This is a genomic window from Fibrivirga algicola (assembly GCF_011742925.1).
Lineage (GTDB): Bacteria > Bacteroidota > Bacteroidia > Cytophagales > Spirosomataceae > Fibrella > Fibrella algicola.
The window spans coordinates 740331-757484 of the sequence record NZ_WAEL01000002.1 but is presented as its reverse complement, the minus strand read 5'-3'; the positions used below and the strand labels follow the sequence as shown (position 1 = coordinate 757484).

15 protein-coding genes are annotated in these 17154 nt (G+C 52.6%); 6 read left to right on the top strand and 9 right to left on the bottom strand.

The genetic code is table 11. The features are described from left to right. Window positions 1–255: 255 nt before the first annotated feature. Together F7231_RS08305 and F7231_RS08300 are read left to right on the top strand one after the other, a co-directional pair. Window positions 256–1053, top strand: coding sequence for a phytanoyl-CoA dioxygenase family protein (locus tag F7231_RS08305; RefSeq protein WP_085411974.1), 798 nt, complete (start codon window positions 256–258; stop codon window positions 1051–1053). A gap of 41 nt (window positions 1054–1094) precedes the next feature. Next, complete coding sequence (locus F7231_RS08300) at window positions 1095–2939, top strand: glycoside hydrolase family 13 protein (RefSeq protein ID WP_166691550.1); 1845 nt, start codon at window positions 1095–1097, stop codon at window positions 2937–2939. A gap of 24 nt (window positions 2940–2963) precedes the next feature. Here the strand turns inward: F7231_RS08300 and F7231_RS08295 are convergent, their stop codons facing one another. The 7 genes from F7231_RS08295 to F7231_RS08265 all read right to left on the bottom strand — a co-directional run bounded on the left by F7231_RS08295 (window position 2964) and on the right by F7231_RS08265 (window position 9943). Then, window positions 2964–4007, bottom strand: coding sequence for a cyanophycinase (locus F7231_RS08295; protein ID WP_166691549.1), 1044 nt, complete (start codon window positions 4005–4007; stop codon window positions 2964–2966). A gap of 93 nt (window positions 4008–4100) precedes the next feature. Then, on the bottom strand, window positions 4101–4763 hold the full coding sequence (locus tag F7231_RS08290; protein WP_085411977.1) for a zinc metallopeptidase: 663 nt from the start codon (window positions 4761–4763) through the stop codon (window positions 4101–4103). Between the two features lie 149 nt (window positions 4764–4912). After that, a complete protein-coding gene (gene rfaE2 / locus F7231_RS08285; RefSeq protein ID WP_085411978.1) occupies window positions 4913–5395 on the bottom strand; it encodes a D-glycero-beta-D-manno-heptose 1-phosphate adenylyltransferase in 483 nt (160 codons plus the stop codon). Window positions 5396–5417: 22 nt separating this feature from the next. Next, entirely contained in the window at window positions 5418–6437 is a 1020-nt protein-coding gene (locus F7231_RS08280; RefSeq protein ID WP_166691548.1) for a lysylphosphatidylglycerol synthase transmembrane domain-containing protein, read from the bottom strand. A 113-nt stretch (window positions 6438–6550) separates the two neighbouring features. Further along, entirely contained in the window at window positions 6551–6922 is a 372-nt protein-coding gene (panD, locus tag F7231_RS08275) for an aspartate 1-decarboxylase (protein ID WP_085411980.1), read from the bottom strand. Between the two features lie 180 nt (window positions 6923–7102). Then, the gene (locus tag F7231_RS08270) at window positions 7103–9523 is read right to left on the bottom strand and encodes a TonB-dependent receptor (RefSeq protein WP_208295551.1); all 2421 of its coding nucleotides are present in this window, start codon (window positions 9521–9523) and stop codon (window positions 7103–7105) included. Between the two features lie 39 nt (window positions 9524–9562). Further along, window positions 9563–9943 carry a DUF8478 family putative metalloprotein gene (locus F7231_RS08265; protein WP_166691547.1) on the bottom strand — a complete coding sequence of 127 codons (381 nt, stop codon included), beginning with the start codon at window positions 9941–9943 and terminating at the stop codon, window positions 9563–9565. 41 nt (window positions 9944–9984) lie between these two features. On the opposite strand from F7231_RS08265, the gene F7231_RS08260 reads away from it, so the two are divergent. Beyond that, window positions 9985–11619, top strand: coding sequence for an acyl-CoA carboxylase subunit beta (locus F7231_RS08260; protein WP_166691546.1), 1635 nt, complete (start codon window positions 9985–9987; stop codon window positions 11617–11619). A gap of 104 nt (window positions 11620–11723) precedes the next feature. On the opposite strand, the gene F7231_RS08255 is transcribed toward F7231_RS08260, so the two are convergent. Together F7231_RS08255 and F7231_RS08250 are read right to left on the bottom strand one after the other, a co-directional pair. Then, window positions 11724–11948: a Kazal-type serine protease inhibitor family protein gene (locus F7231_RS08255; RefSeq protein ID WP_166691545.1), complete on the bottom strand. Its 225-nt coding sequence runs from the start codon at window positions 11946–11948 to the stop codon at window positions 11724–11726. A 156-nt stretch (window positions 11949–12104) separates the two neighbouring features. After that, complete coding sequence (locus F7231_RS08250; RefSeq protein ID WP_166691544.1) at window positions 12105–12929, bottom strand: lysophospholipid acyltransferase family protein; 825 nt, start codon at window positions 12927–12929, stop codon at window positions 12105–12107. A gap of 246 nt (window positions 12930–13175) precedes the next feature. On the opposite strand from F7231_RS08250, the gene F7231_RS08245 reads away from it, so the two are divergent. The 3 genes from F7231_RS08245 to atpD all read left to right on the top strand — a co-directional run bounded on the left by F7231_RS08245 (window position 13176) and on the right by atpD (window position 17114). Then, window positions 13176–13874 (top strand): porin family protein, encoded by a 699-nt coding sequence (locus F7231_RS08245; protein ID WP_166691543.1) that lies wholly within the window; start codon window positions 13176–13178, stop codon window positions 13872–13874. Window positions 13875–14168: 294 nt separating this feature from the next. Further along, window positions 14169–15203, top strand: coding sequence for a fatty acid desaturase (locus F7231_RS08240; RefSeq protein WP_166691542.1), 1035 nt, complete (start codon window positions 14169–14171; stop codon window positions 15201–15203). Window positions 15204–15590: 387 nt separating this feature from the next. Next, window positions 15591–17114, top strand: a complete 1524-nt coding sequence (atpD, locus tag F7231_RS08235) for a F0F1 ATP synthase subunit beta (protein ID WP_085411988.1) — start codon at window positions 15591–15593, stop codon at window positions 17112–17114. Window positions 17115–17154: the final 40 nt, after the last annotated feature.

The window sequence follows — 17154 nt, the reverse complement described above, 5'->3', positions numbered from 1 at the left end:
AGCTGGGTCAGCTTCGCGAGTCGAACGGCCTACAGCACGAAGTATTTATCCTATGAAAGCAACACGACAACCAGCCAATGTAGCTTATTTCTGCCTGCATATTACCACTTCACGGCCCAAACATAGTCGATACTGGTAATATTCGAATAATTGCAGCATAAATATGTAAAACGGCAGGCGCTAAGTTTTAATCAATTTTGTGGAGCTGTCAGGTACATTACCCGGCAACGTAATTCCTGTCAAACCTGTCGATCCATGAACCTACTCGATACGCCGTACGAACTCAGTCCCGAACAGATTAATTTCTACCAGACCAACCGGTTCATCAAGCTGAAAAACGTATTCGATGCCGAAACGCTGGCTCGTTACAATGATGTCATCAGCGAGCAGGTGGCCAAGATGAACACCGTGACCACTGCACTTGACGAGCGTGACACCTACGGAAAAGCGTTCCTGCAACTCTTCAACCTCTGGCGCGAAAACGACGCCGTAAGAGCATTTGTGTTCAGCAAGCGACTCGCCAAAATCGCTGCCGACCTGATGCAGGTAGACGGCGTGCGGATGTACCACGATCAGGCGCTCTTCAAGGAGGGGGGCGGCGGCATTACACCCTGGCATGCTGATCAATATTACTGGCCGCTTAGTAGCGACAAAACTATTACGGCCTGGATTCCGCTTCAGCCCGTTCCGCTGGAGATGGGTCCACTCGAATTTAGCGCCGGTAGCCACCAGATCGTGGAAGGCCGAGAACTGAGCATCGGCGACGATAGCGAAAAACTCATTGCGGCCAAGCTGCGCGTCACCGATTTCAAGCATGTTATTGAGCCGTTCGACTTGGGCGAAGTGAGTTTCCACTCGGGCTGGGTCTTTCACCGCGCTGGTGCCAACGTAACTGACCAGATGCGCAAAGTAATGACCGTCATTTATATGGATCGTGACATGGTGCTGCAACAGCCCATCAATAAAAACCAGGAAAACGACTGGCATACCTGGTGCCCCGGTGCCCGGATTGGTCAGGTAATCGACACTGCGCTCAACCCAGTGCTGTATTGATTGGCCGACAGTGAGTAATTTTAAGGTTTGCAAACTCCGCCATGACTATATACCGGCTGCTACTAGTCTCTTCTTTAGTACTGATTACTCGTTTTGCCCTTGTTGCTCAGCGGGTTGAACCTGCCTTCTGGTGGGTGGGCATGAAAGACACCCGCCTGCAATTGTTGATTCATGCGCCAGCCATTGCTGAAACACAGCCGAAGTTGGCTTTTACGGGGGTGAAACTGATGAAGGTGACGAAGGTGAAAAGCCCGAACTACCTGTTCATCGACCTGGTGGTTAGCCCAACAGCAAAGCCAGGTACGTTCCCGATCCAGTTTCTGAAAAACGGGCAAGCGGTATTTACGTATCAGTATGAACTGAAGGCGCGCTCAACAGGCTCGGCCCAACGGCAGGGCTACACGCCAGCCGACGTCATGTACCTGATTACGCCCGACCGTTTTGCCAACGGGGATCCAGCCAATGATAACGTACCCGGCATGCCCGACCCAGCCAGCAGAACAGGACGGGATACTCGGCATGGTGGTGATATTCAGGGGATAATCGATAATCTGGATTACATCAACGACATGGGCTTTACGGCTTTGTGGATTAACCCGCTGATCGAAAACAAGATGCCGCAGGCGTCGTACCACGGTTACGCCAGCACCGATTTCTACAAAGTTGATCCGCGCTTTGGGACCAACGAAGATTACCGTACCCTATCGAAAGCGGCGCAGAAAAAGGGCATCAAGCTGGTGATCGACATGATCATGAATCATTGCGGTTCGGGCCACTGGTGGATGGCCGACCTGCCCACCGACGACTGGCTCAACTACCAGGACAAGCCCCAGATAACGAATCATTCCCGCGAGACAAACCAGGACCCTCACGCTTCGGAATACGATAAAAAACTATTTGCCGATGGCTGGTTTGTTCCGTCTATGCCTGATATGAACCAGCGCAATCCCTTGCTGGCTCAATACCTGATTCAGAATACGATTTGGTGGATCGAATACGCTGATCTGCACGGGATCCGTATGGATACGTACCCGTACCCCGACAAAGCGTTCATGGCCGAATGGTCGCGACGGGTGATGCAGGAATACCCGAATTTTTCGATGGTAGGTGAGGAGTGGTCGATGAACCCGGCAATCATCGCATTTTGGCAGAAGGGCAAACAGAACCGAAACGGCTACGTATCATACATGCCGAATATGTTCGATTTTCCGCAGCAAAATGCCCTGGTCAGTGCCCTCAACGAAGATGATAAGGTCTACAACCAGGGGCTGATGAAGCTCTATCAGACCCTGGCGCTCGACTTCCTGTACGAAAATCCAACTAACCTGGTTGTCTTCCCGGATAATCACGACATGAGCCGGTTTTACACCCAGATCAACGAGAAGTTCGACCGATGGAAAATGGGGATGATTCAGCTACTGACCACACGCGGTATTCCGCAGTTTTTCTACGGTACCGAAATTCTGATGACCAATCCAAAGAGCGACCGTCACGACGAAATCAGGGGTGAGATGCCCGGCGGCTGGCCTGATCATACCGCCAGTGCGTTTACTGGTAAAGGTCTGACCGATCGGCAGTTGGAAGCGCAACAGTTTCTAAAGCAGTTACTGCAGTGGCGGCGACGTACGCCCGTTCTGCACACGGGAAAACTCACTCATTTTGCTGCCAGCAACGGCGTCTACGTGTATTTCCGCCACAATGCGTTGCAAAAGATTATGGTCGTTATGAATAAAAATAGCGAGTCGAAGACGCTAAATACAGCCCATTACGCCGAACTGCTGAGCGGCCATAAAACTGCCCGTAACATACAGACCGACCAAACGCAACCGTTAACGCAGCCGCTGGTAATACCCGCCATGAGTGCAGTGATTTTGGACGTAAAGTAACGTTGGGATTAATGTGATGGCTACTTAGGGTTGCATCTGCAACCCCCCGTCTTCCACATACCAATACCTAACTGGACTACCCGCTGGGGTGTCCCAGGTTTTCAGGTTGAACGTACCTGAACCCTGCACCTCTACGATGCGGATGGCTTTGCCTTTGGCGGACCAAGCGAGGCGCTTTCCGGCGACGCATTGTTCAGGTTTGCCGGAACCAGACGGCGTAGCGAAATAAGCCACACTTGAGCCGAAGACCGTCGCTACGCCCGTTGGTTCAATGGCCACCGCCGTCTTTTCGCTGATACCAATGCCCCGCCCGGTGATGTGCCAATCGGTTTGCATACGGGCCAAAAAGGCCACCAGACGTCCCTGGCGGTTGCGTTGGGCGAAGTGTGTATCGGTGATGGTGTTGGCCAGGAACGGCGCATTCACAAAGTTGTTTTTACCCAGCATCAGGTTCGTGTGGTAAGGATCAGAAAGGGCTTCGGCAGAGGCCAGGCTTTCATTGAAAACAGGGTAATAGATAGCGCCGAGGATGGCACAACCTGCGTTGGTGCCGCCTACGGGTACTTTCTTCGTATTGATGAGGTAGTTGATCGCGTCTTCTACCTTCGAGTCTTTCCAGAAGCTGACGTATTTCCCCTGGTCGCCACCGGCAATGAACAAGGCCTCGGCATTTCGGATTGTCTGCACCACACGCTCATCGTTTACCCACGCAGCTGAGTTGAGTAAGATGGTTTCGACTGAGTTTACCGTTTCGCCTAGTGTCGAATACAGGTACGTGTTGTAGCCGTCGGCCCCGCTGGCCCGCAGAACAACCACATCGCCCCCACCCGATTTTCTGAGAAACCAACGCATGGCATCGTCGACATCAGTACTGCCCCCAGCCAGCAGAATACCGGGCGATGTGGTTGTCGTTACATCAGTCATGTCGCCAGTGAACCAGATGGTGGGGCCAGTGGCGGTAGTGGATAGAGGAGTTGGGGTACTCTGGCCGTATGCAACCCGCCCGGACAAGGCAAGCAATAAACAAAACCGGGTTAGTATAAGAAGGTGGCCTGGCGTAGATGACATAAGCAGCTGTGGCGTGTTGTGTAATGAAGTAAGATAGCCACAAAAAAAGCCAGGTACAGCAACGTACCTGGCTTTCAAGATAAACAAGATTACTTAGTCGCGGCTGCGGCCGTTCAGGATGCTCACGTAGTAGAGCAATGTAGCCAGCGAGCTTAGCGCGGCAACGACGTAGGTCATAGCTGCCCACTTCAGGCCGTCTTTCGCCACGCCATACTCGCGTGGCGATACCACGCCGCGGCTTTCAATCCAGGCTAGTGCGCGCTTGCTGGCATCGAACTCGACGGGCAGCGTGATGAAGCTGAACAGAGTTGTCACCGCAAACAGGCCTACCCCAATGGTCAGGGGAATCAGCGTGCTGTTGATCATAAGAATACCGGCCAGCAGAATCCATTGCATATACTGCGATGAGATGCTGACAAAGGGTACGATGGCTGATCGAAACTGCAACGGACCGTAGGCTACTTTGTGCTGTACCGCGTGTCCACATTCGTGTGCCGCTACGGCCGCCGCCATCACACTCCGTCCGTGATAGACATCAGGCGAGAGGTTCACGGTTTTGTCCTGCGGGTTGTAGTGGTCGGTAAGCTGACCGTCTACAGAGAGTACCCGCACGTCAGTTACGCCGTTTTCGTACAGCATTTTCTGCGCTACTTCGGCACCCGTAAGGCCGCTGCTCAGCGCGATCTGCGAATATTCAGTGAATTTGCTCTTGAGACGCCATTGAACAAACAGGCCTACAAGGAACAGGATAATCATTAAGATGTATGCACCAGGCATGGTCTTCAAGTTAGTTTAGTGGATGGTAATCTAGGTCAACTCCTGATTCGATTACCTACAAATAGAACAGAAGGCAGCCGGAAAATGTGCCAATCAGCCAACCACTCATCCAGTCCGGGCGCCGATAATCAACCGTAGGCTTCGACGATTTTCTGGATCAGGGAGCTAGTAGAATAACCCGGAACCAGCGCGATGGTTTCAACGCGGCCGCCGTTGCCCAGCACAAAATCAGCCCCCACGATGGTGGCTACGGTGTAATCGTCACCTTTCACTAACACGTCGGGCCGGAGCGTCTCGATCAACTCCAGTGGGGTAGGTTCGCCAAAAAGCGTAACCAGATCAACAAACTGTAGAGCGGCCATCAGGCGTGCGCGGGCCTGCTCATTCACCACCGGGCGTAGCGGGCCTTTGATGCAGCTAACCGACGCGTCCGTGTTCAGACCGAGCACGAGTTTGTCGCCTAACGCACGGGCTTTCTCAAGGTAATCGATATGACCCAGATGAACGATGTCGAAGCAGCCATTGGTAAACACCACACGTTGTCCCTCAGCATGCCAGGTACGTACCTGTGCCGCCGCGGCATCGCGCGAAACAATTTTTTGAGAAGTCATACCAGGACGTTGAACGGAAATACTACTCGGCACTAACCGGCGACGTACCTACTTCGGCACCTGCTTTTTTAGCCTTGCTCAAGACGATCAGAAACGACAGACCGCCAAACACGATCACAACAGCCCACTGCGAGAGCAGCATCAGTGTAGCCAGCGTTTGGCCATCCTGCTGCGTCAGGCCGTAAATCACCAGTGCCGAACCTACCATGATGTTGAACGCACCCAGGCCGCCCTGCGTGGGCGCAGCCATCCCAATAGTACCCATCATCAGGATCGTCAGCGCCGCCAGCGGGCCGAGGTTGGCTGTTTGGGGCATGGCAAAGAACAGCACGTACATCGACAGGTAGTACATCACCCAGATCAGAAGCGTATGAAACACAAACAGTCCAGGCTGGCGAAGCTTGCGGACGCTCAACAGGCCGTCGATGAGGCCAAGCACAAACGTTTCTACTTTTACAAACAGCGCATTTCGCCGGAGTACCTCCTTGTATTTATTGTACAGAAACCAGGCTACAACGGCCCCGCCAATACCAACGGCCAGCAGCAGGTAAAGCCCTGTGCGACTACCGTTGCCACCTTTACCGGCGAAAAGACCGAAGACCAGATCGCTGAGGCGGCTAAATTCCAGCACGAGCGTGAGGCCAATAACCGCAACGAGCATGATAACGTCGAAAATACGCTCGGCCACAACGGTACCAAAGCTGACGTTGACCGGTACGCCTTCGAGCCGGTTCATGGTGCCGCAGCGCGTTACCTCGCCCATCCGGGGAATGAGCAGGTTGGCGAAATAGCCAGTCATAACCGCCAGCGTTGAATCAAATTGCGATGGACGATGGCCTGTAACAGGTTCGAGCAACAGACTCCAGCGTACGCCCCGGCTCCAATGGGCTATCATGGCAATGACGGCGTATACGCCTACCCAGAACAGATTAGCCTGACCAAGGGCCGCGAACATGGCGTTCAGGTCGATGTCTTTGAAGACAAACCAGAGAAGCCCCCCGGCCACAGCGAGGGAAATGGCGTACGTAAGAATGTTTTTCATAGACTGATGGTTGCGCTTTGTGGTTTGACGTCTTCGGGTACGCTGCTAGGGCACAACTAGTTGATTTAGCAGCGCGACATCAAACCACAAATCTTAAACCACAAACTTAAAGTTTACCCTCTTGCTGCCTGTCCGCCGGTTACTAATCGGTTGTTTTCGTCGGGAAAGACTACCAGCGGCTTATGCGTTTTGGCTTCTTCGTCCGTGAGCATGCAGTATGAAATAATGATGATAATGTCGCCGGGTTGAGCACGGCGGGCGGCGGCTCCGTTCAGGCAAATAATACCCGTACCGCGCTCACCCTTAATGACATAGGTGATGAGTCGTTCGCCATTATTGTTGTTTACAATATGTACCTGCTCGTTTTCCAGCAGGCCCACTGCGTCCATCAGGTCTTCGTCGATGGTAATGCTGCCCACGTAGTTCAACTCAGCCTGAGTGACCTTTACGCGGTGCAACTTTGATTTCATTAAAGTCAGAAACATGGTCTGTTTTTGAAAAGCGTCTTCATAAAGAAGGCGTCCGCAAAGGTAGCGGACGCCTTCTGGTCAGCAAAACAAGCGCATGTTGGGTAACGTTCATGATAGCTTGCTAGGCCCGGACGTAGTCAATAGGGGCAGTATAAAGCACTGGAAGACATCATCAGTGAGAACTCCCAACTACTACTAAAACGGTACCACTACTTTCAAACTCATATTCCGGCCCAGATTGAATACGCCGATACGACCGGTGGCGTTGTTGGGATCGAGGTATTTCAGGCGACTTTGGTGAGCTTGGTAGATGACATCGAACAGATTGGTGGTTGAGAAATAGACCGAAAACAACGTCTGTTTCCGGTTGCCCGTTACGTCGCCACCGGCACCAATGTGCACCAGTGTATAACCTGGTGTGGCCGTTTCGGTATTCGACGCCGCCAGAAAACGGTCCTGTCGCTGCGTAATTTCTACGTCCATGGTCGCGTACAGATTACGGAAGCGGTTGCTGATCCGGTCACGGGTGAGGCGCAGTTGCGTTACCCAGCGTGGGGCCGGCATAAACGGCAAATACTGAGCATCAGCTGTGGTGGCAGATAGGTTACGCCCGAACACCGACGAGTACGTTTGCGTAAGGCTGAACCACCGCGCCGAGGCCGGATTGTAGGTCACCATACCTTCGAGACCCTGTAGGCGGGCGTCTCCCTGCGCGTAGCGGAACACGGGAATATTGCTTTGAAACAGCGAATCGGTACCCGCTCGGTTTAGTACCCGTTCCGAATAGATGTAATTCTGGATGCTGTTCTGGAACAAACTCAGATCGACGTACCAGCTTTTGCTCTCGTAGGTAAGACCCAGATCGCCCTGATACGCCACCTCCGGCACCGCGTCGAGCTTTCCGATCTCGTACCGAAATGTACCTGCGTGAACCCCGTTCGACGATAATTCCGGCACCGTTGGCGCCCGAAATCCGCGCGAGACGTTGGCCCGGACGTTCAGCTTTTCAGTCACCGAATACACGCCGCCAAGGCTCGCCGATATGTTTCGGTACGTTTTGTCAGCCCCGGCAAAACGCTGACTCGTTGGCCCCTGCGAACGTACCTGAAACGCGCCGTTTTCATCAATAAACAATGAGCCAATTGTTAGTAAGCGAACATCAAAACGCGCACCGCCGCTGAGCTTCAGCTTGCCAATGTTCTTCTTTAGAAACACAAACTCGCCGTTATCAAACAGGGTATAATTGGGGTACAATGCCTGGTACCCCTGGTTATCGAGCGACTGCTGCATGCCGTTGCTGCCAACGGTTAGTTCGAGGTTGTTTTTTGTCGGGAAATTGTAGCGAACGTCGTAGTAATTGGTGTACAGAAACAGACCCAGTTGTGCCTGATTGGGGCGAAGCACGTCGGCGAACTCATCGCGACGGTTGCGGGCGTAGCTTAAGTTGACGGTCAGTGAGCCGCCATTTTGGAACTGGAACAGGTTGTTTAACGAGATTTTGGCGTTTACCAGTCGCTGTGAGTTGAACGGCAGGAACTCCCGACTCGTCAGCTCCTCATCAGAAACGGGGCGGTCGGCCACCTGACCACCAGGCAGGATCGACGCAGTGGTGAAGCGGCCCGTTTTAGGATCACGGGTACCGTTGATGATGTTGAACTTCTGCTCAGTTCGGAGGAAATACAGGCGCGAATACCCCCAACGTTTGTTCAAACCAACATACCCACTAAGATCCAGAAGATCGGCGTAGTTAGAGCCGTACACGTTACCATCAGCCCGGTTCTGGTAATTCCCCGCCGATTTGGTCGAGGCCGTTCCCAGCCAGACAAAGCCGTTCTGATTCCCCGCCGCCTGCACCGAGGCACCCAGCAGCCCATGATTGCTCTGGTAACTGGTCAGCACCCGCCCCCGAATTTTACCTTCTTCGACCGGACGTGGCGATAGGGCCGTAACAACCCCACCCAGGCCATCAGAGCCGTACATCAGACTACCCGCACCCCGAATCACTTCGTAGCGGTCAATCGAATATTCGTCGAGCTGGATACTGTGTTCTTCGCCCCACTGGTTGTCTTCCTGCCTGATTCCGTCGTGCATGGTAATTACCCGGTTGAAGCCCAGACCACGAATGATGGGCTTACTCAGGCCCGCGCCCGTTGTCACCTGCGACATCCCCGGCAGCTTCGACACGGCATCGATCAGGTTTGTAGAGCTTTGCTGCATCAGCCGCAGTTGCGACATGGCGGCAATCGGCACCGGACTCTCGCGAATGATCGTTTTGGTTGACGCTCCCGACACGATGACTTCTTCGAGCATCTGTGAAGCATTTTCCATGACGAAATCCTGCGTGGTGGTGGCGTTTACCGTCACGCTTTTGATTAGCGTTTTATGCGAAATGTAGCTGACCTGCACGGTGAACGTACCTGTGGGCAGGTTGGTGAGCCGATAAGCCCCGTCAACATCGGTGGTGGCCCCGAGTCGTAGGTCGGGAAGGTAGATGGCCGCCCCAATGACGGCCTCGCCTGATTCACCGTGCGTAACACGACCGGCCAGGCTGTTTTGGGCAATACAAACAGAAACAGGCAGCCCGAGACAGGCCACCATGAGGAGTAAAATCTTCATAGAGAAACTACGTTGGTTGAAAAATCAGCAAGCGGAAGCTTACCCCAACGGTGGTCCTCGATGTGAAAAACAGGTGAATTCAGCCCAACGTACCTGTGCATGAACGGCGGACGTAGGGGCGGGTAGACAAGGTTGCTCTGGTGCCTGGAACGCGAAAAACGTGGGTTCCGTAAACGGATAGGCCACGTCGGTCATGGCATCGAGCCAGATCAGTTGCTGCTTGCTGTGGTTATTTGGCTGAATCGGGTCTGACCCCGCACCTCCCAGCGCCTTCGGCAGGAACGGATGCGCGTGAACGACAATCGTACCGTCGGGCAGCCGGTGGGCATGCCGGAACACTACGGCATTGGTCAGCATGAAGAGCTGAACCAGCAGTAGGAACCGGGCAACAGTAATACGATACGTAGCGGTTTGGCGCATACCTAATTAAACACCACCTTCGGCTTTTCGTTTTAAGCCTTATGCAACTTCTTCTCGACAAATTAACTCAGCAAACCGCACGAACCCAACTCGGCGGTGGCCAAAAAAAACTGGACGATCAACACAAAAAGGGAAAACTGACCGCACGCGAGCGGATCACGTACTTGATCGACCCTGGCAGCGAATTTCTGGAAATCGGCTTGTTCGCAGGGGATGGCATGTATACCGAACACGGTGGCTGTCCCTCAGGTGGCGTGGTCACGGGCCTTGGGTATGTATCCGGACGACTTTGCGTAATCGTTGCGAATGATGCCACGGTGAAAGCCGGGGCCTGGTTTCCGATTACGGCCAAAAAGAATCTCCGGGCGCAGGAAATAGCCATGGAGAACCGCCTGCCCATTATTTACCTGGTCGACAGCGCTGGTGTATACCTGCCGTTGCAGGATGAAGTCTTTGCCGATAAAGACCATTTCGGCCGGATGTTTCGTAACAACGCACACCTCTCGGCCATGGGCGTGTTGCAGGTTGCGGCCGTAATGGGTAGCTGTGTGGCAGGGGGCGCGTATTTGCCCATCATGTCAGACGAAGCCCTGATTGTGGAAGGAACCGGCTCTATTTTTCTGGCTGGACCGTATCTCGTAAAATCGTCAATTGGCGAAGACGTTGGTGCTGAAACGCTGGGTGGAGCAGCCATGCACACGGAAATTTCGGGTGTAATTGATAATAAATACCCCGACGATCAAAGCTGCCTCGACGCCATAAAACGCATTCTCGATAAAACGGGTAGTCAGCCATTAGCCGGTTTCAGCCGCGCAACGCCAGCACTACCCGCCCTCGACCCCGCGGAAATCTATACGCTGCTGCCACAAGACCGGGTGAAGCCGTACGACATGCAAGCGATCATCGATCGGCTCATCGACAGCTCCGAATTTGACCCATACAAACCTGACTACGGCCAGTCGCTACTCTGTGGTTACGCCCGCATTAACGGTTGGGCAGTAGGCATCGTGGCCAATCAACGAAAGGTGGTAAAGGCAAAAGTTCGCGCCGCTTTGGGAGGAAGTACGCCCGGTGCAGCAGCGACCGAGATGCAGATGGGAGGCGTGATCTACGGCGACGCAGCCGATAAAGCAGCCCGGTTTATTATGAACTGCAACCAGAAGAAGATTCCACTGGTGTTCATGCAGGACGTGACGGGCTTCATGGTGGGCAGTCGTGCCGAGCAGGGGGGCATCATTAAAGACGGTGCCAAACTTGTCAGTGCCATGGCGAACTCCGTAGTGCCCAAGTTCACGATTGTGGTCGGTAACAGCTACGGCGCCGGTAACTACGCCCTCTGTGGACGAGCTTATGACCCCCGCCTGATGATTGCCTGGCCAACAGCGCAGATGGCCGTGATGAGTGGTGCCTCAGCGGCGAAAACGCTGTTGCAGATTCAGGTGGCGTCGTTGAAGGCCAAAGGTGAAACCATTACGCCTGAAGATGAACAGGCACTGCTGCAAAAGATCACTGATCAGTACAACGCCCAACTGTCACCTTATTATGCCGCCGCCCGCCTCTGGGTTGATGCCGTAATTGATCCGTTGGCGACGCGCCGCTACATTTCTACCGGCATTGAAGCTGCTAATCACGCGCCCATTACAAAGGCATTTAACGTGGGGAATATTCAAACGTAGTTTGCTGGTTGTCGTATGATGTTTGACGTTGCCCCGCTAACTAACAAGTTCTTTAGATCGGCAACGCAACGTCAAACATCATACGACAACCAGCAAACTAGAAACTACTTTGCCGCGCACGCTCCCGTGGTGTAGGTGTTGATTCCAACTGCCTGAGCTTCGCAGCTATTGCTATAGGTACGTCCATCGCACCCACAAACGGGATCATACAGGGCAAGGCAAACCACGTTTTGGCGGGCGGTTGGTACACAGCTGGCCGTAGGTTCTACTGCAGATTTGGCGCAACCCATCAGGCAGGCCAGGCTAAGGATGGCAACGATCGATTTCATAACAGGCGTTGAAAAGTGGTACAATAGTGTACCCGTAAGACCCGAATAGCGCTAAAACCGTTGGAAGAGGTTGATTTGTCGTTTACTGTTTGTGGGTACTCCGCTACTCTACAGAAGTGGCTAACTAGCGGAACAACCACAAACATCAAACTAAATTTACCCTTCTTTCCCCTGTACCCAGTCCATGCGTCCGGGGATGTCCTGCTCAATAGCCTTCCTGACTTTCTCCACAATTTCCTCTACACTCTCGCTGGGACCAATAACCAGCGGCGCTTTGAAACGGATTGAAAGCTGTGTGTTACGCTTCTTAAAGCGCAATCCCTTCTTGTCGAATGCTCGCCGAAATCCGTTGATCACAACCGGAATCACAATCGGATCATTGGCCATAATCAGGTGAGCGGTGCCCTTCCGGATTGGGGCGAAAGGCTTTGTCGTTCCTTGCGGAAAACTAACGACCCAGCCGTGTTTGAGTGCCACCTGAATCTTATCTACTGCCGAGGTATCAACACTGCGCTGGACTTCGCGCCCGTCGGCCCGCCATGAGCGTTCGATGGTGAGTGCGCCGCCCAGGGCAAAAATCTTGGCCAAAATGCCTTTCTGCATGGTTTCGCTGGCTGCTACATAATACTGCCGGGCGCGGGGGGCCAACAGGTACATCGGGGGCAAGATGGTGTCTTTAAAGCCCCACTTCACCGCACAGAAGACGTGGAAGAAGGCAATCACATCGGCAAAATACGTCTGGTGATTCGAGAGGAACAGGACGTTGTTAATCGGCAAATTCTCCAGATGTTCCGTGCCTTCTATTTTGATTCGGTTAACCGTTGTGTACCGGAAATACGTAAACCACCCTACCGCTGCTATGATAATACGCCTGAACAACAGCCAGTTGCCAAACGGGTCACACTCGAATAGACCGATGAAATCGAGCCGGTCGAGCGGTTTAGGCAGGTAACTGAAGCGAGTTGGTTTAACGTAACGCATAGGAACAGGGGCAATACACTAATCCCGGAATTGATGACAATGTTTTCAAGGAAAAGTACAATATAAAATCAAGAGAACGCGCAAAGAAACTTGAAATGGCTTTCTGAAAAAATTTTTAGTCAGCCATTAATCCTTCAGGTACGTTGGGCTATCCAAGCTACAAATAACCACAAAACACGCTTCTACTTTCCGACTTACCGTTGAACAGCCTGTCGGAATGCACATAGTTTAACCACCCTATTGATCATGAAAACTCAGTTTGTAAACACTCTCCTTGGCTCTGCCTTCACGGTTGCTTCTCTTTTTGTTAGTTCGTCTGCCGTTGCCCAGGTTCAGGTCGGGTTTCGGGGCGGTGTGAACTGGGCCACAGTTTCAGAACCATCATTGCTGAAGAACTTACCAGTGCAGCCCGAACTGTCTCCCGGCCCTACGGGTGCCATTTTCCTTGATATTCCCCTAAGCAACCGAGTGTCATTCCGACCAGAAGTGGGGTATGTTCAAAAAGGATTTGTTCTCCGGGAAGGAACGAGTCTCGATCTGGGTATCATCGATATTCCTATTGGAGCGCGGGTAGCGTACCAGACCCAATCGATCCAAACGGCTTTTCTGCTGAAAGCAAACTTAACGGATGGCCCTGTTCAGCCTTATGTATTTGGCGGCCCTACTGTTGGCTATGCGGTTAACGGTCGGGTACGTACCCGGGCAACGGCGCTCTTTACCAGCCAGAACATGGATGTCGATCTTGATTTCGGTAACACGCTCAATCCCTGGGATGTCAGCGCGGTGGGTGGTCTAGGAATCTCAGCTGAAACCGGCCCCGGTAAATTCTTCGTCGAAGCCCGCTACGATTACGGCCTGACCCGCCAGTTGAAAGTGCCACTGGTTAACCTGCCTGTTCGCAACCGCAGTGTAGGTGTCTCACTCGGCTACGCATTTACGCTGTAAACGGTCTGAACGCTTTATATTTTGTTGATTACGAATCAATCGATAGACGTATCTGCTGCTAGCGGATACGTCTTTTTTTAGGTCAATAATAAGATGACGGTTATCCGAAGTACGCACCATCAACCGTAAACGTTGACATTGGTCTAATTAACTGCATCTTAAAATGATACCTATTCATGTATACAAATCACAAATACACGTTGAGGTGCACTCAATTCTGTTTATTTTTGTCAGTCCGTAACAGAACAAAACAACATAGTCGGCTTTACCGACTTTGATTTCAGCAAACAGAACATGGCAACACTCGTTAACGACTTTACCTATTCAACCAAGTCAGAGCCTCACCGTATCAGAACGCGGCAAATTATGAAAGCCCATCCGGAGGTGAAGAAACTGATCGGGCAAAAAAATCCTACAACGTTTTGGGTGGCTCTTGGCTGTGTAGCCATGCTTATCACAATGGCGTGGTTCCTGCGTGATCAACCTTGGTGGATGGTCATAGCGGCTGCCTGGTTCATTGGCGCATTTCCGGCCCATACGCTGTTTATCTGCATTCACGAAGCAGCCCACAACTTAATCTTCCGTAAGCCCGCCGCCAACGTCTGGACGGGTATCATGGCCAACCTGCCAACGGTATTTCCAACGGCTATCTCGTTCAAGAATTTTCACATCAAGCACCACGCCTTCCAGGGTGTTCACGAGCTTGATGCCGATCTGCCCGATTGGTACGAAGCAAAGCTGATCAATAATTACGCGATCGGTAAGGCGTTGTGGCTGTTGTTATTCCCAATTTTCCAGGGCATTCGCACCCTGCGTTGCATCGAGCTGGCCGTGATTGACAAGTGGGTCGTCGCCAACGTGGTTGTTCAACTCGTATTTGACGTACTGATCGTTGTTTTCTTTGGCTGGAAAGCGCTGGCATTTATGGTGATGTGCCTGTTTTTCTCGGTTGGCTTGCACCCACTGGGTGCCCGCTGGATCCAGGAGCACTACCTCACCCTCGACCCTGAGCAGGAAACGTACAGCTATTATGGTCAGTTGAATGGTGTGAACCTGAACGTAGGCTACCACAATGAACACCACGATTTTCCGTCAGTACCCTGGAATAAGCTGCCACAGCTAAAGCAATCGGCTCCTGAGTTTTATGATACCCTCAAATACCACACGTCATACGTAAAGTTGCTGTTCATGTTCCTCTTCAGTCAGGAGGTGTCGTTGTATTCGCGGATCGTTCGTAAAGAGCGTGGTCGCGTTACGCTCGACGATCAGTCGAAGCCTGACGTTGAACTGGTTCAGGCGCAGCCTCAGCCTCAGCCAGCTACGGTCTAACGTACCCTGCTTTTAATGAAATGCCCGCTTCTAATCAGTGGCGGGCATTTTTTGTGGCCTTAATTCGCAACGGCGTAAACCCCTAACCCCTAAAGGGGCTAAAGCTCCGCGACTTAGTAGGCAACGCTTTGGCCCCCTTCAGAGGGTTGGGGGTTACGCCGTTGCGAATCAGGGTAAGAGCCGCTACAGATTTGGACAAACCTTGTTTTTGTCCAAAAAATACAAATCAGCCGTTTTTACGCAGAAAGGGCTAAAAACCTTTTGCACAATTGGTTTAGGCCTGTGGTTGTGCCGCTTACCTATTGAATGAACTTTGCGATTACGCGGTTTTATTCCTACTTTTGCGGGCTGAAATAGGTTCTTACTTTTCATATTTATCATATACCAATGATTACGGAAACGGCAGTCAATACGGGTAAGATCACACAGGTGATTGGCCCGGTTGTAGACGTGAGTTTCGAGGCAGAAGGCTCTCGGATTCCGGCTATTCTCGATGCCCTTAAGGTAACGCGGCCCGATGGCCAGGTCGTTATCATGGAGTGCCAGCAGCACCTTGGCGAAGATCGTGTTCGCGCCATTGCGATGGATTCGACCGAAGGTTTGCAGCGCGGCATGGACGTGGTTGACTTAGGTAGCCCCATCACAATGCCCATCGGCGAAGCCATCAAAGGCCGTCTGTTCAACGTCGTAGGCGAGCCTATCGACGGTTTGGGCGCACTGCCTAACGCTCGTCGGTCATCGATTCACCGGGCTGCTCCCCGGTTTGAAGACCTGGCCACGTCGACCGAAGTACTGTATACGGGTATCAAGGTAATTGACCTGCTGGCTCCCTACGTAAAAGGTGGTAAAATTGGTCTCTTCGGTGGTGCCGGTGTAGGTAAAACCGTATTGATCCAGGAACTGATCAACAACATTGCCAAGGCCTACGAAGGTCTGTCGGTGTTTGCTGGTGTAGGTGAGCGTACCCGCGAAGGAAATGACCTGATGCGCGAAATGATCGAAGCCGGTATCATCAAATACGGTGACGCGTTCAAGCACAGCATGGAAGAAGGCGGTTGGGATCTGACTAAAGTTGATTACGAAGAGCTGAAGCAATCGCAGGCTACGTTCGTATTCGGTCAGATGAACGAACCACCCGGAGCCCGTGCCCGTGTGGCCCTGTCTGGTCTGACGATCGCCGAGTATTACCGTGATGGTGAAGGCGAAGGTGAAGGCCGCGACATCCTGTTCTTTATCGATAACATCTTCCGCTTCACGCAAGCTGGTTCAGAAGTATCCGCCCTGCTGGGCCGGATGCCATCAGCCGTAGGTTACCAGCCTACGCTGGCTACTGAAATGGGTGCCATGCAGGAGCGTATCACGTCGACCAAGCGTGGTTCAATCACATCCGTACAGGCCGTATACGTACCTGCCGATGACTTGACTGACCCCGCCCCTGCAACCACGTTTGCTCACCTTGACGCCACGACGGTATTGAGCCGGAAAGTAGCCGAACTTGGTATCTACCCTGCCGTTGACCCGCTCGACTCTACGTCACGGATTCTGTCGGCTGAAGTACTGGGCGAGAAGCACTACGGTACGGCACAGCGTGTGAAAGAGATTCTGCAGCGCTACAAAGAATTGCAGGATATCATCGCCATTCTTGGTCTGGAAGAATTGTCGGAAGAAGATAAGCTGGTCGTAAGCCGGGCCCGCCGGGTTCAGCGCTTCCTGTCGCAGCCGTTCTTCGTGGCCGAGCAGTTCACCGGTCTGAAAGGTGTGTTGGTGCCTATCGAAGAAACCATCAAAGGCTTCAACGAGATCATCGACGGCAAATATGACCATTTGCCCGAGTCGGCGTTCAACCTGGTTGGTAACATCGAAGACGCCGTTGCCAAAGGTGAGCGTCTGATCAAGGAAGCAGGACAATAAACTAATTAAGAGTTAAGAGTTGCTTGGCTAACTCCTTTCG